Here is a 20,241-nt window from a genome sequence, read left to right as displayed (position 1 = left end):
ACCGCTCACACCCGTTGCAGTGCCCCTTCGGTGACCAGCAAGGTGGTCATGCCGGCGGCCTTGCCCGCCTGAATGCCTATCCGGGTGTCTTCAAACACCAGGCAGTTGGCCGGGTTGGCGCCGAGCTGCTCGGCCACTTTCAGGAAGGTGTCCGGGTGGGGCTTGTGATTGACCACATCATCGGCACTCACCAGCACGGAGATGAAGGCATCGAGCCCGGTCTGACGCAGGATGTGCGCCGCATGTTCCCGGGTTGAGCCGGTGCCTATGCCCATGGGGACCTTGCCGTGGTACTGCCTGACCAGCTCCCACATGGCGGGAAACACCCGGACGTCGTCGATCCGTGTCAGGTAGAGGGCCACCTTGCGCCGGGCAAAGGCTTCCACGTCGATGGTCATCCCATGCTGCTCTGCCAGCATGGTCACTATCTTGCGGGTGGGGATGCCGCCGTACTCGTTGAGCTGTGCCCGATCAAACGGCAGGCCGAACTCGGCACTGGTGATTTCCCAGGCATCCAGGTGCAGAGGCATGGAGTCCACCAGGGTGCCATCCATGTCGAAGATCAGGGCGTCGTACTCGTCGAATCGGGGCTGTTCACTCTGGTGATGATCGCAGGGGGATGACTGGGGCATGGGGGGCGTCCTCTTCGGCAAAGACTCACCCTAGCAGATCCGGCTCGCAGATGTCGCGACCTTCATCATGGTTGGCAGTGGTTTTGACCATCGGCTAATGATTTATGAGACAATAATGTGCCTTGCACCCCCTGTGCCGATATCTCACATGAGCGAGCCTGCCTATGTCCCCCAAAACCGTCTTCTCGAGCGTGGCCCTGGTGATCGCCCTGGGCTCACTGGAAAAGAGCATCGTCACCACGCCCTTGCCCATCATAGGGGTTGAGCTGAACGCCGGTGCCGCCCTCACCTGGGTCGTGACCGCCTATCTACTGGCGGCCACTGCGGCCCTGCCCATCTATGGCAAGTTGAGCGACATGTTCGGCCGGGTACGCATGCTCAACATCGGTATCGGCCTGTTTCTGGCGGGATCCGTGGCCTGCGCCCTGGCCCAGGATCTGCCAACCCTGCTGGCCGCCCGCGTGCTGCAAGGGTTGGGGGGCGGGGGGCTGATCGCGCTCGCCTTCACCGTCATCGCCGACTGTATTCCGCCACGGGAGGTGGGCAAGTATCAGGGGTATATCTCGGCGGTCTATGCGGTCTCCAGCATCGCAGGCCCGCTGCTCGGTGGCTATTTTACCGAGCAGCTCAGCTGGCGCTGGATCTTCTGGATCAATCTGCCTCTCGGTGCCATCGCCCTCTGGCTGGTGAACCGCAATCTGGGTCACCTCAATGTGCGTCGCCACAGCCGCTTCGACTGGAAGGGAGCGGCACTGCTCATTACGGTCACCACCCTCACCCTGTTGCTGCTCTCGCCGGAAGCGGCCTTGCCCGCCGTCTGGCTCGCGGCTGCGCTGGGGGTTGCCCTGTTGCTGCTTGTCCTGGCTGAGCGGCGGGCGCACGACCCCATACTGCCAGCCCACCTGGTGCGCCTGCCGGGTTATCTGGTGAGCGTGCTGCTGGCGCTGGCCTCGCAGTTGCTGATGTTTGCCGTGCTGGTCTACCTGCCGTTGCAGATGCAGTGGCAAAAGGGGATGAGTGCCAGTGACAGTGGCGGGATCATGGTGATCTTCATGGTCTGCATCACGGCGGGGGCCTTCGTCGGCGGCAAGCTCATCGGTCGCACCGGTCACTACAAGCGTTTCGTGGTGGCAGGTTTTGCCCTGGCAGCGCTGGCCCTGTGGCAGATCCACTTCGACGTCTGGGCCAGACTGGGACTGGGGTTTGCCGGTATCGGCCTTGGTCTGGTGCTGCCGGCGCTGTCGGTGGTGGTGCAAAATGCCCTGCCGCGAGAAGATCGCGGCATCGGCATGTCCCTGTTCAACTTCGGCCGGGAGCTGGGCGGGGCGGTCGGTGTCGCCATCTGCGCTGTGTTGTTCCATGCCGCCCTGCCAGCAGGCAGCAGCCCCAATCTGGCCAGCCTGAGCCCGGCCGAACTGGCACCCGGTTTCAGCGCCACCTATATCGGCATGGCGCTGATCGCCACCGCCGCCCTGCTGGTCACCTTGCTGGCATTGAAGCGCCACGAGCTGGCCAGCAAGCACGCCTGATGGTTGCTATCGGATACAAAGAGGGCTCCCCGCGGGGAGCCCTCTTCATGGGATCAGGCTGGTGCCTTTCCTTCCGTGTCGGGGCCTTGTGCCACTCAGCCCGCTCATCGGGCGTCGGGGCGGGAAGGTGACCTGACAGGCTCGGGTTGCTGGCGCTCGGCCTGGGCATCGAGCTCCTTGCCGAGGAAGTAGTTCAGGAAGGTGCGGATGACCGCGATGATGGCGAGGCGCACCAGCTCCTCCTTGCTCGGTGCCACTGTGGTGGCCAGGATGTCGGCGGCGAGCTGGAACTCCAGCGCCAGGATGAGCCAGCTGCCGAAGCAGAGGCGGATACGGGGAAAGCCGGGCTCGTGATCCCGCACTCTGGCCGCCAGCCAGAGGGTCTTGCCAAGGCCGATGACCACGCAGGCGATGGAGATGATCTCCAGCAGCAGCTGGAACAGCTCCACCCCGTGCATCATGCCCTCTTTCAGGCTCGCTATCTCGAACACTCGGGTTACCTCCCTGATTCAAAAGAGACACTTTTAACACGGCTTGGGGGCCGGTTCCAACTCAGAGTCTTCTGAGCATCATGGCTATCTGGTCGATGAGCTGACGAGCGGCAGGGCTGATGGCCGCCAGTTGGAAGTAGCCGTGGATGACGCCATGCTGCCGCTGGCAAGTGGCATCGACGCCAGCCTGCACCAGCTTGCCATACAGGGCTTCCCCTTCGTCGCGTAGCGGATCATATTCCGCCGTGACGATATGGGTCGGCGGTAATCCTGACAGGGCGGGATGGTGGAGCGGGCTGGCTTCGGGATGGCTGGGGGGCAGGCTGCCCAGGTAGGCGTGAAAACCGCTTGCGAGCATGTCCCGGGTGATGAGGTAGTCGTCACCGAGATCGCGGTAGCTTTGGCTCTCGCAGAGGGCATCCAGCATGGGATAGAGAAGCAGCAGGGCCTTGGGCAAGGGGGCGTTGGCAGCCTTGAGCCGCAAGGTGGTGATCAGGGCGAGATGACCCCCTGCGCTGTCGCCAGCAATGGCGAGACGTGCCGGATCCCCATGCCATTTCTCCACCTCGGCCATGATGGCCCGTGTGGCGGCCAGCGCATCGTCGTGAGCCGCAGGATAGGTGTGTTCCGGGGCGAGGCGGGTGTGTACGGCGAAGATCAGGGCTCTGGCCCGGTTGCACAGCATCCGCATCTGGCGATCGTGGGTCTCGAAATCCCCGCTGACAAAACAGCCGCCGTGAAAATAGATCAGCACCGGATACGCGGGGTCCGGTTTGTCTGCGGGCCGATAGCAGCGGATGGCGTGGTGATCGGCCTGCCACTCTTCGATGGCGCCCACCTCTTCCCGCTCACCGCCCAACAGGGCAGAGGCTAGGTAGCCGTCACGGCGCGCCTGCCAGCTCAGCTGGCTCGCCTTGGGACGACCTGCGGCGATGAAGTCTGCCACCATGGCTGCGATGGCCGGTTCGAGTTGTTTTTCCATAAGACACCAATGACTGTATATAAAAACAGTCATTGTGCGCTTTTGGCCCGTGAGCGCAACCGGCGTTAGCTGAGGCAGCTCACAAAATCAGGCTTCAATCAGCACGAATTCAATCACATAGAGGGGCGGCAGTGCGGGGTAGATATCGCGGATCACATCTTTAAGCTCGGGGAGGGTCATGTTCTCCTGACGGGCGTGCTCGTCGCTCAGCGCCTCGAAGGCGACCGCCTTGACCGAGATGACCTCAATGGTGCCAAAAGGCTGGTGTTCCGGGTTGGTGAACAGGGCCAGGCGCTGGCCGGGCTGCCAGTTTGCCTCGCTCTCGTCGCGGATGGTGATGGTCTTTCGGCCAGCCTTGATGTCGGCGACAAAGCGGCTGAAGAAGGTGAATGCCGGGTAGGCCGGGGTGTGCTGGGTCATGTCGTCTCCGAAGGGCAAGGAGTGAGAGGGCGGCTCAGGCCGCGGCGGGCCCATTTTAGGAGGGGCGGGGGGAGCGTGCAGCACTTTTTACCCCGACATGTGAAGGGCGACCGACTGCGTTCACGGACCGGTAAAATGGCCGCAACTGAACCTGAATGTGAGATGATGCGGTCTCCTCTTTCTTGATATGTAACAAATCAGGGGGACGGGCTCTGTGGTCTGATGGCGTCCGGGGCCGGCCGTGGTTGACGTTGAACAAAAGGAGCAAGTGTGAATTCCGAGTTGATCTGGGTGCTCAGCATGCTGGTGGGTGCCATTCTCCTGTTTATTACCAACAAGGTACGCATGGACGTGGTCGCCTTGTTGATCATCATCCTGTTCGTGTTGAGCGGCACCCTGACCCTGCCGCAGGCGCTGGCAGGATTCAGTGATCCCAACGTCATTCTGATTGCCGCCCTGTTCGTGGTGGGGGAGGGGCTGGTGCGTACCGGCATCGCCTATCAGGTGGGAGATGCCCTGGTGAAGGTGGCCGGCAGCAGCGAAACCCGCATGCTGGTGCTGCTGATGGTGGCGGTGGCGACCCTGGGGGCCGTGATGAGTTCGACCGGGGTGGTGGCCATCTTCATCCCCGTGGTGCTGAGCGTGGCGAACCGGATGGGGATCCCGGCGGGCAGACTGATGATGCCGCTCGGCTTTGCCGGCCTTATCAGCGGCATGATGACGCTGGTGGCAACGCCGCCCAACATGGTGGTGAACAGTGAACTGATGCGCCACGACATCCAGGGGTTCGGCTTCTTCGGCTTTACCCCCATGGGAGTCATGATTCTGGGGATGGGGATCCTCTACATGCTGCTGATGCGCACCTCCCTGGTGCGTGAAGGAGAGGAGGGCAAGGGCAAGCAGATGGGACGCAGCACCATGCGGGATCTCATCCGTGACTACCGGCTGGCGGGGCGAGCACGCCGACTGGCGATCCGGCCCGACTCCCCCCTGATCGGCCAGACCCTCGACGAGCTGCAATTGCGTGCCCGCTTCGGGGCCAACGTCATCGGGATGGAGCGCTGGCGCAAGTTCAGGCGGGTGATGGTCAGTGTCACCGGGGTGACCGAGTTCCAGGCCAAGGACGTGCTGCTCATCGACATGTCGGATCCCGAGGTGGATGTGCGGGAGTTTTGCAGCGAGGCGCGGCTCGAGCCCATGATATTGCGCGGCGAATACTTCTCCGATCAGGCGCGGGAGGTGGGCATGGCGGAGGTCTCCCTCATCCCCGGCTCCCGGCTGCTCGGCAAGAGCATCCGCGAGGTGACCTTCCGTTCCCGTTACGGTCTGAGCGTGGTGGGGATCCGCCGGGATGGAGAGGCGCTGACCGGCAAGCTGGTGGACGAGGCGCTGCAGATGGGGGATACCCTGCTGGTGGTGGGGAACTGGAGCCTCATTCGTCAGTTGCAGACCCATCATCGCGATTTTCTGCTGCTGGGCCTGCCTGCGGAAGTGGACGAGATGGCGCCGGCCCGCAGCCAGGCCATTCACGCCCTGATTGCCCTCGGGGTCATGATAGTGCTGATGGTGACGGATCCCGTGCCCAACGTGATCGCGGCGCTCATCGCCTGCCTGCTGATGGGCAAGTTCCGCTGCATCGATCTGGAGAGCGCCTACAAGTCCATCCACTGGCCGACCCTGATCCTCATCGTGGGCATGCTGCCCTTTGCCCTTGCATTGCAGCAGACCGGCGGGGTGGATCTCATCGTCGGCGCGCTCATCTCGGCGGTGGGGGAGATGGGCCCCAGGGTGATGCTGGCCAGCCTCTTCGCGCTCTGTGCCGTTATCGGGCTCTTCATCTCCAACACGGCGACGGCGGTGCTGATGGCGCCCATCGCGCTGGGGACGGCCCATCAGATGGGGGTATCGCCTTATCCCTTTGCCATGACCATCGCCATCGCCGCCTCGGCAGCCTTCATGACGCCGGTCTCGTCGCCGGTCAACACCCTGGTGCTGGGCCCGGGCAACTACAAGTTCATGGACTTCGTGCGCATTGGCGTGCCCTTCACCCTGCTGGTGATGGTGGTGAGCGTCATCGCCATCCCCTGGTTCTTCCCGTTCTGACGACAGTAAATGATATGGCGGCCTGCGGGCCGCCTTTTTATTGCCCGCAGCGCTCTGCGAGATGAAAAGGGCGGCATCACGCGGGAGCAGGGCATTGCGCCATCGCAGAGGAGAACACAAGGCACAGCCGTTGATACATGTGGTGGCGTTGCAGGCGCGCGATGGCGTGGAGAGGGGAAGAAGAGCGGCAAACGCCGGATACAAAAAAACCAGCCTGAGCTGGTCTGTTTGGTACTGCTTTCGATGGTGCGGAAGGAGAGACTCGAACTCTCACGCCTAGGGCGCCAGAACCTAAATCTGGTGCGTCTACCAATTTCGCCACTTCCGCAAGAATAATGGTGGCTATGACGGGATTCGAACCTGTGACCCCCGCATTATGAGTGCGATGCTCTAACCAACTGAGCTACATAGCCGTCTTGTGCACGACTTGCGTCGAATACAAGCAAAAATGGCTGGGGCACTAGGATTCGAACCTAGGTATGGCGAGATCAAAACCCGCTGCCTTACCGCTTGGCGATGCCCCAACAGTGTTCTTTGCAATCGGATGATTGAAGGAACGTTTCTCAAACATGGTGGCTATGACGGGATTCGAACCTGTGACCCCCGCATTATGAGTGCGATGCTCTAACCAACTGAGCTACATAGCCGTTTGTTGTCAACCACAAACGTGGAAGAGAACAGAAAAATGGCTGGGGTACTAGGATTCGAACCTAGGGATGGCGAGATCAAAACCCGCTGCCTTACCGCTTGGCGATACCCCAACAGCGATGCCTGACAGAGACTATCAAACATCATTCAAAAATGGCTGGGGTACTAGGATTCGAACCTAGGGATGGCGAGATCAAAACCCGCTGCCTTACCGCTTGGCGATACCCCAACGACGATGCCTGACAGAGACCATCAAACATCATTCAAAAAATGGCTGGGGTACTAGGATTCGAACCTAGGGATGGCGAGATCAAAACCCGCTGCCTTACCGCTTGGCGATACCCCAACTAGAGATGGTGGCTATGACGGGATTCGAACCTGTGACCCCCGCATTATGAGTGCGATGCTCTAACCAACTGAGCTACATAGCCAACCTTGCTTCCAGTGAGTCGTTGCCTCGTCACTGTGCGGCCGGAATTATGCGTATCTGGCTCTGGGGCGTCAACCCTTTTTTTGTTTGAAAAAACGAATTTGGGTGCGTTTGGCGAGTTATTGGCCGCTATCGTGCAAAAGCCCAACAATCTGGTTTTTTTTACGACATTCGCACCCAGATCGCGCCTCTGGCCAGATAAAAAAGAGGCCAGCAAATGCTGGCCTCTCATGGGGTTAGACGTTGAACAGGAAGTTCATGATATCGCCATCCTTGACGATGTAGTCTTTCCCTTCCGCGCGCATCTTGCCTGCTTCCTTGGCGCCTTGCTCACCCTTGTAGGTGATAAAGTCGTCGAAGGCGATGGTCTGGGCGCGAATAAAGCCTTTTTCGAAGTCGGTGTGGATCTTGCCTGCGGCCTGCGGGGCGGTGGCGCCTACCGGAATGGTCCAGGCGCGCACTTCTTTCACACCGGCGGTGAAGTAGGTCTGTAACTTGAGCAGCTCGTATCCGGAACGGATCACCCTGTTCAGGCCCGGCTCCTCGATGCCGAGATCCGCCATGAACTCGGCACGGTCTTCGTCGTCCAGCTCGGCGATGTCCGCCTCGATGGCGCAGCAGACGACCACGACAACGGCGTTTTCGGCGGCGGCTATCTCACGGACCTGATCCAGGTAGGGGTTGTTCTCGAAGCCATCTTCCGCCACGTTGGCAATGTACATGGTGGGTTTGAGGGTCAGGAAGTTGAGGTGGCTGACGGCGTCCAGCTCATCCTTGTCCAGCTTCATGCCGCGGATCATCTGGCCGTTTTCCAGGGCAACCTTGATCTTCTCCAGCACTTCCACTTCCAGCTTGGCATCCTTGTCGCCGCCCTTGGCACGCTTGGACTGGCGATTGATGGCGCGCTCGCAGGCATCCAGGTCGGAGAGGGCCAGCTCGGTGTTGATCACCTCGATGTCGTCGGCCGGGGAGACCTTGCCCGCCACGTGGACGATGTTCTCGTCCTCGAAGCAGCGCACCACGTGACCGATGGCTTCGGTTTCACGGATGTTGGCGAGGAACTGGTTGCCAAGGCCTTCGCCCTTGGAGGCACCGGCCACCAGGCCGGCGATGTCCACGAACTCCATGGTGGTCGGCACGACACGCTGCGGATTGATGATGGCCGCCAGCTGGTCGAGGCGGGGATCCGGCATGGGGACCACACCCGTGTTCGGCTCAATGGTGCAGAACGGGAAGTTGGCGGCTTCGATGCCGGCCTTGGTCAGCGCATTGAACAGGGTGGATTTGCCTACATTGGGCAGGCCCACGATACCGCATTTAAAACCCATGGATTGTTACCTTGTTGATGGATGCTTCAAGGGGCCGCGCGGGCGGCCCGTGTCGTGTTGCTTGACCCCGAGGCGAGGGATCTCGCCAGGGGCCGGTCATCTTGAACAGCCTGGTCATGCAGGCTGAAGGCCTAGACTTTCTCGGCCTTGAAACTGTGCAGGCGATTCATGGCCTTGGTCATGTCCTGCTTGAACAGGATGTCGGTGGCACGCAGGGACTCGTCCAGCGCGGCCTCGATCAGACTCTGCTCACTGCTGGGCGCCTTGGTCAGCACGAAGCCGGCGACCAGCTCCTTGGCGCCCGGATGGCCGATGCCAAGGCGCAGCCGGAAGAAGTTATTGTTGTTGCCCATCCTGGCGATGATGTCCTTGAGGCCGTTATGGCCGCCGTGACCGCCCCCTTGCTTGAACTTGGCGATGCCGGGAGGCAGGTCCAGCTCGTCGTGGGCCACCAGGATCTCTTCCGGGGCGATCTGGTAGAAGCGCGCGAGCGCCGCCACGGCCTTGCCGGAGAGATTCATGTAGGTGTTCGGGATGAGCAGCCGCACATCCTGCCCGTCCACCAGGAAGCGGGCGGTGTGGCCGAAGAACTTGGGCTCTTCGCGCAGGCTGACATTGTGCCAGCGTGCCAGTTGCTCCACATACCAGGCGCCCGCATTGTGGCGGGTCTTGGCATATTCGGGGCCGGGATTGCCCAGCCCGACAATCAGTTTGATTTGACTTGTCACGCTTGATGTCTTCACTCGCTACTTGCCATGGGCGGATGACCCGGGGCAATGGGACGCAATATTCTAGCCGCCGAGTGGCGATCACTCAACCAAAGTGCGGCAAGGTCGGGGAAAAGCCGGACAGAAGGGCTCGGGTGGGGTGGCTCGTCCGAGGTTTTCGTCTCTTGCCGAGTGAAGGCTGGTGGTTGGCGCCAGGCACCCAAAAAAACAAAAACCGCCATTCGGCGGTTTTTGTCACGACAGGGTCTATCAATGCTCGAACATGGCAGAGATGGACTCTTCGTTGCTGATGCGGCGAATCGCTTCGGCCAGCACGGACGAGAGGGTCAGCTGCTTGACCTTGCCGACTGCCTTCATCTCCGGGGTGAGCGGGATGGAGTCGGTGATGATCAGCTCGTCGATGACCGAATTCTTGATGTTTTCAACGGCGGTGCCGGAGAAGACAGGGTGGGTCGCATAGGCGAACACGCGCTTGGCACCACGCTCTTTCAGCGCTTCGGCCGCCTTGCACAGGGTGCCGCCGGTGTCGATCATGTCGTCGACGATGACGCAGTCACGACCGGCCACGTCGCCGATCAGGTGCATGACCTGGGAGACGTTCGGACGGGGACGACGCTTGTCGATGATGGCGATGTCGGTGTCGTCCAGCAGCTTGGCGATGGCACGGGCACGGACCACGCCACCGATGTCCGGTGACACGACCACGGGGGATTCGAGGTTCTTGGCCTTCATGTCTTCCAGCAGCACCGGGCTGCCGAACACGTTGTCGACGGGGACGTCGAAGAAGCCCTGGATCTGCTCGGCATGCAGGTCAACGGTCAGCACACGGTCCACACCCACGCTGGAGAGGAAGTCGGCGACGACCTTGGCGGTGATGGGCACACGGGCGGAGCGGACGCGGCGGTCCTGACGGGCATAACCAAAGTAGGGGATAACGGCAGTGATACGGCCAGCTGAAGCACGACGCAGTGCATCCACCATGACGATCAATTCCATCAAATTGTCGTTGGTCGGGGCACAGGTGGATTGAATGATGAAGATATCGCCACCGCGTACATTCTCGTTGATCTGTACGCTGATCTCGCCGTCGCTAAAGCGACCTACGGCAGCATTGCCGAGTTTGATAAACAGGCGATCTGCGATCTTCTGGGCTAGTTCCGGCGTTGCGTTACCAGCAAACAGCTTCATGTCAGGCACGGTTTGAAACCTCGGGGTTGCATCCAGTATGTGGGGAGTCTGATTTTAGACCCGTATCGTTTGGGGGCAAACGATTTAGCAAGATGACGGACAAGGTCTCTGGGCGATGTCGAGGATGGCGTCTCATCACCCGCAGGGTGGGTGGACGGGAATCCACCTTGAGCGCCATCGCGTCAGATTGGCCCAAGACACATCGACGAGGTCAACACCTCCCGATGCGGCCTCAACAAGGAGAGAGTTGGCTGGGGTACTAGGATTCGAACCTAGGAATGGCGAGATCAAAACCCGCTGCCTTACCGCTTGGCGATACCCCAATCACTCACTTGTTGCAAAGTGACGAAGAGTGGTGATATGTTCTCGCCCTTGGCGACAAACCCATCCCAGCCTTCCGGCACTCTTGCCAACACCTTCCGAGCAGCCATTTCGTCTTCAAATCGAGCAAAGACGCAGGCGCCAGTGCCCGTCATTCTTGACGGCGCGTATTCTAGCAACCAGCCGAGCGCATTGGCAACCTCGGGGTGGCGCTTTTTCACCAGTAGCTCGCAATCGTTTTTCCACTCTCCTGCCAGCAGATTGTCCAGGGTCATCTTGGGGGTGTTGCGGGGCAGGTCGGGATCCTGGAACACGGCGGCGGTGGCCACATGGCAATCCGGCTTGAGTACCAGGTACCAGGCATCCGGCACCTCGACCGGTTGCAACCGCTCCCCCACGCCCTCGGCGAAGGCGGCCTTGCCCCGCACGAACACCGGCACGTCGGCGCCCAACTGCACTCCGAGCTCGGCCAGCTCGTCTTCACTCAAGCCTGCTTGCCAGAGGTGGTTCAGGGCCACGAGGGTGGTGGCCGCGTCCGACGAGCCGCCCCCGATGCCACCGCCCATGGGTAGTACCTTCTCCAGCCGGATATGGGCTCCCTGCGGACTGGCCAACCGGCTCTGCAACAGTCGCGCAGCCCGGATGATGAGGTTTTGTTCATCGGGCACGCCGGGAATGGCCGGGCTCAAGGTGAGCTGGTCGCTGCCGGGGATCGGCTCGAATTCGAGCCAGTCGCCGCGGTTGAGAAAGATGAAGAGGGTCTGCAGTTCGTGGTAGCCATCGGGGCGGCGGCCGTTGACGTGCAGGAAGAGGTTGAGCTTGGCCGGGGCGGGCCAGCGGATCGGCGTCTGGTCGTGCATCATGGTGTCAGGGTCCACTCGTTGATCTGCAGCTTGAGACGGCTCTCCTGCCCGGTCATGGTGAGCAGGTGGGGCAGGCGATAGCCGTCCTGATCCCGATAGTCCCCGTAGACGATCTGCCACTGGCCGTCGCGCACGCTGGCGAGGCTGGCATCGGGGTTGAGCTCGAATTCGGCCTGCCCCGGCAATCCCTTGATCCACTCAGGCAGCCCGGCCACCGGAATGTGCCAGCCGGTGAGCTGATAGACCAGGAGCTCGGCATCCTGGCTCTGGTGCTGTTTTCCGTCGTTGTCGAGCAGAGTCACCTCGCCGCCGGTGCGGGAGAGTTCCAGAATATGGGTGCCGATGAGGCTGGTGAGGTTGAGGCGATAGTCATCGCCGTTCTGCTGCCAGTTGAGGCGGGCGCTGCCCTTCTGGCGGGCGGTGATGATGGCCATCTTGCCCGACAACTGCCAGTGTGTGAGGCGTTCGAGGCGGGCGCGCTCCTGCTGCCAGTTGACCTGATCCCGCTGGGGTTGGGTGGTGGTACAGCCCGCCAGCACCAGCAGGCAGGCGAGGGAGAAGATACGCAACAACAAGGTGGAGCTCCGCAGATGAGGTTTGCGACAGTATAAGGGGCGGCCGTATTGCTTTTAAAGACTTACCCTTTCTCGTACAATTGTCGGCCTCTACACCCTGTGCATGAAACGATCATCACCCACCCATGAGTCTGCTTGCCCTCGGAATCAACCACAACACCGCCAGTGTCGCCTTGCGGGAGCGGGTCGCCTTTGGCCCGGACCGCATCGATCGCGCCCTGCGTGAGCTGGTGGAGCAGCCTGGCGTCAGCGAGGCGGTGATTGTCTCCACCTGCAACCGCACCGAGCTCTATTGCAGTCTGGAGCAGGGGCAGGGGGAGCAGGTGCTGAACTGGTTGCAGCGGTTCCACGGGCTGGAGGCGAGCGAGGTGCTCTCCGCCATCTACCGGCACCAGGACGAGGAAGCGGTGCGCCACCTGATGCGGGTGGCCTGCGGCCTCGACTCCCTGGTGCTGGGGGAGCCGCAGATCCTGGGGCAGATCAAGCAATCCTACGCCCACGCCCAGCAGGCGGATGCGGTGAAAGGATCCCTGGAGCGCCTGTTCCAGAAATCCTTCTCGGTGGCCAAACGGGTGCGCACTGACACCGAGATCGGCGCCAGCGCAGTGTCGGTGGCCTTCGCCGCCGTGAGCCTGGCCCGCCGTATCTTCTCCGATCTCTCCCAGACCAAGGTGCTGCTGGTGGGCGCCGGCGAAACCATCGAACTGGTGGCCCGCCACCTGCGCGAGCAGAGCGTGACCCGGATGATGGTGGCGAACCGGACCCTGCAACGGGCCCAGTTGCTGGCAGAGGAGTTCGGTGCCCAGGTTATGACCCTGGAGGAGATCCCGGACTACCTGCACGAGGCGGACATCGTCATCAGCTCCACGGCAAGCCCCCTGCCCATCATCGGCAAGGGCATGGTGGAGCGGGCGCTCAAGGCGCGTCGCTTCAAGCCCATGTTCCTGGTGGATATCGCCGTGCCCCGCGACATCGAAGCCGAGGTGGACGAGCTCTCCGATGCCTATCTCTACACGGTGGACGATCTGCAGGGCATCATCGAGCAGAACCTGGAGACCCGCAAGCGGGCGGCCGCCGAGGCGGAACTCATCGTGCAGGAAGAGCGCGACGAGTTCATGGGTTGGTATCGCAGCCAGCACTCGGTGGATCTCATTCGCGATTATCGCCATCAGTCACAGCAGGTCGCCGACGAAGAGTTGCAGCGGGCCCTGCTGGCCCTGCAACAGGGTGAAAATGCCGAGCAGGCGCTCAAGGCCATGGCCCATCGCCTCACCAACAAGCTGATCCACGCACCGACCCAGGCCCTGCGCCAGGCCGCCGCCCAGGGGGACAGCCACAAGCTGGCCCAACTGCGTCAGGTGCTGGGATTGTCACAAGAATCATAGTGTTGGGACGGCCCTTTGCCGTCCCGTCCTCCATCGAGAATCCAAGAGTCATGAACCCCTCATTGATCAGAAAGCTGGAAGGCCTCATCGAGCGCCATGAAGAAGTACAGGCCCTGCTCGGGGAGCCCGGGGTCGCCTCGGATCAGGACAGATACCGCGCCCTGACCCGGGAATACGCCCAGCTGGAAGATATCGTTCACGCCTTCCAGCGTTTCCGCCAGGCCGAAGAGAACCTCGAGACCACCCGGCTGATGCTGGAGGAAGAGGATGCCGAGCTGCGGGAGATGGCGCAGGAGGAACTGCCGCTCGCCAAGGCGACCTTCGAGGAGCAGGAGCAGGCGCTTCAGGTGATGCTGTTGCCGCGCGACCCCAAGGATGACAACAACTGCTATCTGGAGATCCGTGCCGGTGCCGGTGGCGACGAAGCGGCCATTTTCGCGGGGGATCTGTTCCGCATGTACTCCCGCTACGCCGAGCGTCAGGGGTGGCGTGTCTCCATCGTCAGCTGCAATGACGGCGAACACGGCGGCTACAAGGAGGTGATCGCCAAGGTGGACGGTGAGCACGTCTACGGCCGCCTCAAGTTCGAGTCCGGCGGCCACCGGGTGCAGCGAGTCCCCGAGACCGAATCTCAGGGCCGGGTGCACACCTCCGCCTGTACCGTGGCCGTGCTGCCGGAAGTGCCGGAAGCCGAGCAGGTGGAGATCAACCCCTCCGAGCTGAAGATCGACACCTTCCGCGCCTCCGGTGCCGGCGGCCAGCACGTCAACAAGACCGACTCCGCCATCCGCATCACCCACCTGCCCACCGGGCTGGTGGTGGAGTGCCAGGACGAGCGCTCCCAGCACAAGAACCGCGCCAAGGCGATGTCGGTGCTCTCCGCTCGCCTGCAGGCGGCCGAGGACGAACGCCACCGCGCCGCCGAGCAGAGTACCCGCCGCAACCTGGTGGGCTCCGGGGATCGCTCCGAGCGCATCCGCACCTACAACTATCCCCAGGGGCGTCTCTCCGAGCACCGGATCAACCTCACCCTCTATCGTCTGGGCGACATCCTGGAAGGGGATCTGGACTGCGTGATCACCCCCCTGGTGCAGGAGTATCAGGCGGATCAGCTCGCCTCCCTGGCCGAGAGCAACTGATGCAGATCCAGCAGGCCCGCGCCCATATCATGGCGACCCTGGCCTCCGGGGAATCCCCCCGTGCCGACGCCGATGCCCTGCTCTGTCATCTGCTGGATTGTCGGCGCAGCTATCTGATGACCTGGCCGGAGCACGAGCTCGATGCCGCCCAGCAGGCGACCCTGGCGGGCTGGCTTGCCCGTCGCCTCAATGGTGAGCCCATTGCCCACCTCATCGGTGAGCGGGAGTTCTGGTCGCTGCCGCTGAAAGTGAGCCCGGCCACCCTGATCCCGCGCCCCGATACCGAGGTGCTGGTGGAACAGGCGCTGGCCCGCCTGCCGGGCGGCCCCTGCGCCCTGCTGGATCTGGGCACAGGCACCGGTGCCATCGCCCTTGCGCTCAAGTCTGAGCGACCGGATGCCGATGTATGGGCGGTGGACAGGATGCCGGCCGCGGCCGCGCTGGCCCGCACCAACAGCGCCGCCCTGGGGTTGCCCATCGAGGTGCGCGACGGCAGCTGGTTTGCGCCGCTCTCGGATGCACCGCGCTTTGCGATGATCGTCTCCAACCCGCCTTACATCGACGGGACGGACCCCCATCTTCACGAGGGGGACGTGCGCTTCGAGCCGCGCTCCGCCCTGGTGGCGGAGGAGCAGGGGCTGGCGGATATCCGCCTCATCGTCACCCAGGCGCCCGCCCATCTGGTGCCAGGTGGCTGGCTGTTGCTGGAACACGGCTGGGATCAGGGGGAGGCGGTGCGTCAACTCCTGCTGCAACAAGGCTACGTCCAGGTGGAAACCGTGCGCGATTACGGCGATAACGAGCGGGTGACCCTGGGGCGCCTGGCTCAGTGATATGACGGGCGGGCCCGGTCTGCCCCTGTTCAAGGAAATCTTATGTATGTTGTTCTCAAGCATCTGCACCTCACCCTGATTGCCGGGGCCGTGCTGATGTTTATCCTGCGCTTTTACTGGTTGCAGACCGGCTCCGCGCTGGCAGGGGGCGCCCGCACCCTCAAGATCAGCGGCTGGCTCAACGGCCTGGTGGTGCTCTCCGGTGTGCTGCTCTGCATGGTGCTGGGTCTCAACCCCCTCAACAACGCCATTCCCTGGCTGGCCGAGAAGCTGACGTCCATCCTGGTGGTGGCGTTTCTGGCCATGATGGCGCTGCGTCTGGCCCGCAGCAACGGCATCCGCTGGTTTGCCTTCCTGGGCGCACTGGGGTGGATCTTCTTTATCGCCAAGCTTGCGGTGCAAAAGCAGGCCAGCCTGTTTGGCTAGGAAGGATGACGATGATACGTGTGGATGAGTGGACCGACTTCGAAGCTCACGATCTGGCCGAGCTGGCGCTGTCGGTGAGCGACGAGATCCGGGGCCATGGCGGCACGGGAGAGGCCGAGCTTGCCCTCCTCGATGCCTGGCTGGACGAAACGATTGCCGAGGGAGACTGCGACGAGGTGCGCCGTCAGCTGTTGCAGGGTTTCTACCAGACCCTGGGCTTTCGTGGCGACTGGCAGGATTACTTCTCGTCCGCCAACTGCGATCTGGACCAGGTGCTGGCAAGGCGCAAGGGGATCCCGGTCAGTCTCGGCATCCTCCTCATCCAGCTGGGTCGCAAGATAGGGCTGGATGTGGAGGGGATCTGCTTCCCCGGCCATTTCCTCCTGAGTTTTGCCGGTCTGGACGGGGAGGTCTATGTGGACCCCTTCAACGGTGATGAACTGAGCCGGCACCGCATCGAACTGCTGCTGCGCGGTGCCCTCGGCAACCTGGCGAGTCTGAGCGATGATCATCTGCAGCCATCGGGGCAGTGGGAGATCATCGAGCGCTTGCTCAATGTCAGCAAGGGCGCCCTGCTGCGCGAGGAGCGCATGACGGAGGCGTTGCGCTGCAGCGAGCTGCTGCTGCGCATGAAGCCCGGCGATCCGCTGGAGACGCGGGATCGGGGCTTCATCTATGAGCAACTCGATTGCCCGCGCTTTGCCGCCGACGATTTCGAATACTTTATTGAACAATGCCCTGATGATCCCGTGGCCGATGTGCTGAAAACCCAGCTGGCCACCCTGGACCTCAGTCCCAAACCCCTCCATTAAGGATCCCTGAGATGGAACAGAAGAATATCAAGGTCAACCAGATCGACGTCGCCAACGACAAACCTTTCGTGCTGTTCGGCGGCATGAACGTGCTGGAATCCCGCGACATGGCGATGGCGGTGTGCGAGAAGTACGTGGAAGTGACCAGCAAGCTCGGCATCCCGTTCGTGTTCAAGGCGAGCTGGGACAAGGCCAACCGCTCCTCCATCCACTCCTATCGCGGTCCGGGTCTGGAAGAGGGGATGAAGATCTTCCAGGAGCTGAAAGCGACCTTCGGCATGCCGGTGATCTCCGATCTGCATGAGCCCCATCAGGCCAAACCGGTCGCCGAGGTGGTCGACGTCATCCAGCTGCCCGCCTTCCTGGCGCGCCAGACCGATCTGGTGGAGGCCATGGCCCGCACCGGCAACGTCATCAATATCAAGAAGCCGCAATTCCTGAGCCCAAGCCAGATGAAGAACATCACCGACAAGTTCGAGGAGTGTGGCAACGATCGCCTGATCCTCTGCGAGCGCGGTGCCAACTTCGGCTATGACAACCTGGTGGTGGACATGCTGGGTCTGGGCGTCATGAAGAAGAGCACCGGCGGCTATCCGGTCATCTTTGACGTCACCCACTCCCTGCAGTGCCGTGATCCCCTGGGGGCGGCCTCCGGCGGTCGCCGCGAGCAGGTGACCGAGCTGGCTCGTGCCGGCATGGCGGTGGGCCTGGCCGGTCTCTTTATCGAATCCCACCCGGATCCGAAAATTGCCCGCTGCGACGGCCCGAGCGCTCTGCCGCTGGAGAAGCTGGAAGGCTTCCTCAAGCAGATGAAGGCCATCGACGATCTCGTCAAGGGCTTCGAGCCCCTCGATACCTCCGCCTGATCGCGATTTTTACTATCAAAAATGCCCCGCCATGCGGGGCATTTTTATTTCCGTCATTTTCATTTGGTGCTCTTCGGCGTCCATTGCGACCATGTTTCCGTGGTGTTAATGATGTTAAATATATTGTGTGATTGATGTCTCTTATTTGCTTCTTATGACATGCAAAAGTAGCGACCGTCAGGATGGCAAAAAGGTATGAAGCGGGTGAGATAACCCTATTTCTCGCCGCAGACTGCTGCATGCGTTATTTGCTGTCAGTGGAGTCACACTTATTAACAGGACGTTGAGCATGCACAAGAAAATTGTCAGTAGCCTCTATTTTCAGGTGATATTGGCAATCACCATCGGAATATGTCTGGGACATGTCTATCCGAGTCTGGGCGCAGATATGAAACCCCTTGGTGATGGCTTCGTTAAATTAATCAAGATGATCATCGCCCCCGTCATTTTCTGTACCGTGGTCACCGGCATTGCCGGCATGGAAAGCATGAAGGCGGTGGGCAAAACCGGTGCCATTGCGCTGATCTATTTTGAAGTGGTGAGCACCCTGGCCCTGATCATCGGTCTGTGCGTGGTCAACGTGCTGCAGCCGGGGGCCGGTATGAACGTGGATCCCTCATCACTCGACGCCAGCGCCATCTCCGTCTATGCGGATCAGGCCCAGTCCCAGGGGATAATTCCCTTCCTGCTGGATGTGATACCGGCTAGCGTCATCGGTGCCTTTGCCGGCGGCAATATACTCCAGGTGTTGCTGTTTGCCGTCCTGTTCGGATTTTCCCTGCATCATATCGGGGAGAAGGGAAAACCCATCTTCAATATCATCGATGGTTTCTCTCAGGTTATTTTCGGCATCATCAACATGATCATGAAACTGGCGCCGATCGGGGCATTTGGTGCCATGGCATTCACCATAGGGAAATACGGTATTGGCTCTTTGGTTCAGCTGGGGCAATTAATTGCTAGCTTCTATCTGACCTGCCTGCTGTTTATTTTTCTGGTGCTCGGCAGTATCGCCAAAGCCAATGGCTTCAGCATTGTGCGCTTTATTGCCTATATCCGGGAAGAGCTGTTGATCGTGCTCGGAACATCCTCGTCGGAATCCGTATTGCCGCGTATGCTGGTGAAAATGGAGGCGCTGGGCTGCAAGAAATCGGTGGTGGGTCTGGTGATCCCGACCGGTTACTCATTCAACCTGGACGGCACCTCCATCTATCTGACCATGGCAGCCGTCTTCATCGCCCAGGCGACCAACACCCCGCTGGACCTGTTCCATCAGCTCACCCTGCTGGTGGTGCTGCTTATCTCCTCCAAGGGGGCGGCCGGAGTCACGGGGAGTGGCTTCATCGTGCTGGCAGCCACCATCTCGGCGGTAGGGCATCTGCCGCTGGCCGGGCTGGCGCTGATCCTCGGGATTGATCGCTTCATGTCGGAGGCGCGCGCCCTGACCAACCTCATCGGCAACGGGGTGGCGACCCTGGTGGTGGCCCGTTACTGCGATCAGCTCGACGAGGCCACCATGCAGGACGTCCTGGCGAAGCCCGTGGTGGCAAGGCCGGTGGACCTGCGAAGCTGACCCAGGTTCCGGCGGCGATCATCACCCATGAAAAAACGGCCCGAGGGGGCCGTTTTTTATCTCTTTACGCAGGGCGCCTTACAGGCTCTGGGTGAAGGTGCGGGTTACCACGTCACGCTGCTGCTCCGGGGTCAGGGCGTTGAAACGCACAGCGTAACCGGAGACGCGGATGGTGAGCTGCGGGTATTTTTCCGGGTTGGCGATGGCGTCTTCCAGGGTTTCGCGGCGCAGTACGTTGACGTTCAGGTGCTGACCCCCTTCGACCACAGGCTCTTGCTGAACCGGCAGTTCACGGTATTCGAATTGACCCAGGTCGGAGAGGCTGACTTCCTGATCGGCGGCAAAGCTGTCGCCCTTGGCGCAGATGCAGCGAGCCTGTTGTTTCTCTTCGTCCAGCAGCCAGAAAGAGTTCAGCAGAGCGGCGTTGGCGGACTGGGTGATTTGGATGCCCTTGATCATGGTATGACTCCTCATAGGAAAGCGGATTCAACGGTAAGCACATTACCCTGATGTTTTTAAACCACTTCTTGGAAGGAATGATTTAACGGGGCCTTGCCTTACACCTTTACTTCGTTGGGGCCATATATACCACGACAGTAATATTACGAAAATTGATCTAAATCAATAAAATCCCATTTTGCGTGCATTGAAAGGGATTAAATCATTGAGTTGAATCAAAAACAGATCATTTTTCTGTTTTTGTAAGATATATGAATTATGCATTTTTTATTATTCATATCTAGTAATTTAACTACACCTTTAGGGTTTATTTCTGGCGTCAGCGAAAACCGGCCTGCCCATGAGGCTTGTCCGAAGGACGTCCTGTTATTCCTGTGTCGACGCAGCCCCGGTCATTGCCCGTGAACGCCGCCACTTCCCAGGCTGGCCAGGCTGAGCCTGACCTCCATGCGGTTGCGTCTTGGGGGCGAGGACCCTATCCTGAGCCCCTTGCTCTATTGACCGAGGAGA

Annotated in this window: 19 protein-coding genes and 9 tRNA genes; 9 read left to right on the top strand and 19 right to left on the bottom strand. The window is 61.0% G+C overall.

Translation table 11 applies throughout. The features are described 5' to 3' along the window. Positions 1–5: 5 nt before the first annotated feature. Positions 6–632 (bottom strand): HAD family phosphatase, encoded by a 627-nt coding sequence (locus AB5Y50_RS19715; protein WP_109111872.1) that lies wholly within the window; start codon positions 630–632, stop codon positions 6–8. Between the two features lie 164 nt (positions 633–796). Between AB5Y50_RS19715 and AB5Y50_RS19710 the strand changes: the two genes are divergently transcribed. Then, complete coding sequence (locus tag AB5Y50_RS19710; protein ID WP_180911459.1) at positions 797–2,161, top strand: MDR family MFS transporter; 1,365 nt, start codon at positions 797–799, stop codon at positions 2,159–2,161. A gap of 104 nt (positions 2,162–2,265) precedes the next feature. Here AB5Y50_RS19710 and AB5Y50_RS19705 read toward each other — a convergent pair whose 3' ends face one another. From AB5Y50_RS19705 to yqfB, 3 genes are all read right to left on the bottom strand, one after another. Further along, positions 2,266–2,652: a DUF1622 domain-containing protein gene (locus AB5Y50_RS19705; RefSeq protein WP_010673839.1), complete on the bottom strand. Its 387-nt coding sequence runs from the start codon at positions 2,650–2,652 to the stop codon at positions 2,266–2,268. Between the two features lie 61 nt (positions 2,653–2,713). Next, positions 2,714–3,634 carry an alpha/beta hydrolase gene (locus AB5Y50_RS19700; protein ID WP_180911460.1) on the bottom strand — a complete coding sequence of 307 codons (921 nt, stop codon included), beginning with the start codon at positions 3,632–3,634 and terminating at the stop codon, positions 2,714–2,716. Positions 3,635–3,721: 87 nt separating this feature from the next. Then, positions 3,722–4,054, bottom strand: coding sequence for a N(4)-acetylcytidine aminohydrolase (yqfB, locus tag AB5Y50_RS19695; protein WP_180911461.1), 333 nt, complete (start codon positions 4,052–4,054; stop codon positions 3,722–3,724). Positions 4,055–4,324: 270 nt separating this feature from the next. Between yqfB and AB5Y50_RS19690 the strand changes: the two genes are divergently transcribed. Next, a complete protein-coding gene (locus AB5Y50_RS19690; protein ID WP_180911462.1) occupies positions 4,325–6,157 on the top strand; it encodes an SLC13 family permease in 1,833 nt (610 codons plus the stop codon). A gap of 244 nt (positions 6,158–6,401) precedes the next feature. Here AB5Y50_RS19690 and AB5Y50_RS19685 read toward each other — a convergent pair. From AB5Y50_RS19685 to lolB, 14 genes are all read right to left on the bottom strand, one after another. Next, a tRNA-Leu gene (locus AB5Y50_RS19685) sits at positions 6,402–6,485 on the bottom strand. Between the two features lie 8 nt (positions 6,486–6,493). Next, positions 6,494–6,570: transfer RNA gene (locus tag AB5Y50_RS19680), tRNA-Met, on the bottom strand. A 36-nt stretch (positions 6,571–6,606) separates the two neighbouring features. Next, positions 6,607–6,681 (bottom strand) — tRNA-Gln (locus AB5Y50_RS19675). 46 nt (positions 6,682–6,727) lie between these two features. Further along, positions 6,728–6,804, bottom strand: a tRNA-Met gene (locus AB5Y50_RS19670). Between the two features lie 39 nt (positions 6,805–6,843). Then, positions 6,844–6,918, bottom strand: a tRNA-Gln gene (locus tag AB5Y50_RS19665). Positions 6,919–6,959: 41 nt separating this feature from the next. Further along, a tRNA-Gln gene (locus tag AB5Y50_RS19660) sits at positions 6,960–7,034 on the bottom strand. Positions 7,035–7,076: 42 nt separating this feature from the next. After that, a tRNA-Gln gene (locus AB5Y50_RS19655) sits at positions 7,077–7,151 on the bottom strand. Positions 7,152–7,159: 8 nt separating this feature from the next. Beyond that, positions 7,160–7,236: transfer RNA gene (locus tag AB5Y50_RS19650), tRNA-Met, on the bottom strand. 235 nt (positions 7,237–7,471) lie between these two features. Then, positions 7,472–8,563, bottom strand: a complete 1,092-nt coding sequence (gene ychF, locus AB5Y50_RS19645; RefSeq protein WP_010673843.1) for a redox-regulated ATPase YchF — start codon at positions 8,561–8,563, stop codon at positions 7,472–7,474. A gap of 131 nt (positions 8,564–8,694) precedes the next feature. Beyond that, positions 8,695–9,291 (bottom strand): aminoacyl-tRNA hydrolase, encoded by a 597-nt coding sequence (gene pth, locus AB5Y50_RS19640; RefSeq protein WP_041215615.1) that lies wholly within the window; start codon positions 9,289–9,291, stop codon positions 8,695–8,697. Between the two features lie 249 nt (positions 9,292–9,540). Further along, a complete protein-coding gene (locus tag AB5Y50_RS19635) occupies positions 9,541–10,488 on the bottom strand; it encodes a ribose-phosphate pyrophosphokinase (protein WP_010673845.1) in 948 nt (315 codons plus the stop codon). Between the two features lie 239 nt (positions 10,489–10,727). Further along, a tRNA-Gln gene (locus AB5Y50_RS19630) sits at positions 10,728–10,802 on the bottom strand. Continuing rightward, positions 10,782–11,660, bottom strand: coding sequence for a 4-(cytidine 5'-diphospho)-2-C-methyl-D-erythritol kinase (gene ispE, locus AB5Y50_RS19625; RefSeq protein ID WP_128271866.1), 879 nt, complete (start codon positions 11,658–11,660; stop codon positions 10,782–10,784). The genes AB5Y50_RS19630 and ispE overlap by 21 nt, the downstream gene beginning before the upstream one ends. Further along, positions 11,660–12,238, bottom strand: coding sequence for a lipoprotein insertase outer membrane protein LolB (gene lolB, locus AB5Y50_RS19620; protein WP_042015579.1), 579 nt, complete (start codon positions 12,236–12,238; stop codon positions 11,660–11,662). The genes ispE and lolB overlap by 1 nt, the downstream gene beginning before the upstream one ends. A gap of 125 nt (positions 12,239–12,363) precedes the next feature. Here lolB and hemA point away from each other — a divergent pair, with 125 nt between their 5' ends. The 7 genes from hemA to AB5Y50_RS19585 all read left to right on the top strand — a co-directional run bounded on the left by hemA (position 12,364) and on the right by AB5Y50_RS19585 (position 19,272). Beyond that, complete coding sequence (gene hemA, locus AB5Y50_RS19615; protein WP_134996625.1) at positions 12,364–13,623, top strand: glutamyl-tRNA reductase; 1,260 nt, start codon at positions 12,364–12,366, stop codon at positions 13,621–13,623. A 50-nt stretch (positions 13,624–13,673) separates the two neighbouring features. Continuing rightward, complete coding sequence (gene prfA, locus AB5Y50_RS19610; protein WP_048207166.1) at positions 13,674–14,762, top strand: peptide chain release factor 1; 1,089 nt, start codon at positions 13,674–13,676, stop codon at positions 14,760–14,762. Further along, positions 14,762–15,595 carry a peptide chain release factor N(5)-glutamine methyltransferase gene (gene prmC / locus AB5Y50_RS19605; RefSeq protein WP_039039602.1) on the top strand — a complete coding sequence of 278 codons (834 nt, stop codon included), beginning with the start codon at positions 14,762–14,764 and terminating at the stop codon, positions 15,593–15,595. The genes prfA and prmC overlap by 1 nt, the downstream gene beginning before the upstream one ends. A 42-nt stretch (positions 15,596–15,637) precedes the next feature. Continuing rightward, positions 15,638–16,021 carry a SirB2 family protein gene (locus tag AB5Y50_RS19600; RefSeq protein ID WP_039039603.1) on the top strand — a complete coding sequence of 128 codons (384 nt, stop codon included), beginning with the start codon at positions 15,638–15,640 and terminating at the stop codon, positions 16,019–16,021. A gap of 11 nt (positions 16,022–16,032) precedes the next feature. Then, positions 16,033–16,833 carry a SirB1 family protein gene (locus AB5Y50_RS19595; RefSeq protein WP_042015581.1) on the top strand — a complete coding sequence of 267 codons (801 nt, stop codon included), beginning with the start codon at positions 16,033–16,035 and terminating at the stop codon, positions 16,831–16,833. Between the two features lie 11 nt (positions 16,834–16,844). Further along, on the top strand, positions 16,845–17,699 hold the full coding sequence (gene kdsA, locus AB5Y50_RS19590) for a 3-deoxy-8-phosphooctulonate synthase (RefSeq protein WP_039039605.1): 855 nt from the start codon (positions 16,845–16,847) through the stop codon (positions 17,697–17,699). Between the two features lie 289 nt (positions 17,700–17,988). Further along, entirely contained in the window at positions 17,989–19,272 is a 1,284-nt protein-coding gene (locus tag AB5Y50_RS19585) for a dicarboxylate/amino acid:cation symporter (protein ID WP_180911463.1), read from the top strand. 78 nt (positions 19,273–19,350) lie between these two features. On the opposite strand, the gene grcA is transcribed toward AB5Y50_RS19585, so the two are convergent. Continuing rightward, a complete protein-coding gene (gene grcA / locus AB5Y50_RS19580) occupies positions 19,351–19,731 on the bottom strand; it encodes an autonomous glycyl radical cofactor GrcA (RefSeq protein ID WP_010673855.1) in 381 nt (126 codons plus the stop codon). Positions 19,732–20,241: the final 510 nt, after the last annotated feature.

The sequence above is a fragment of the Aeromonas sp. s6 genome (assembly GCF_040907815.1).
Classification (GTDB): domain Bacteria; phylum Pseudomonadota; class Gammaproteobacteria; order Enterobacterales; family Aeromonadaceae; genus Aeromonas; species Aeromonas caviae.
This window is presented reverse-complemented; position numbering and strand designations above follow the sequence as displayed.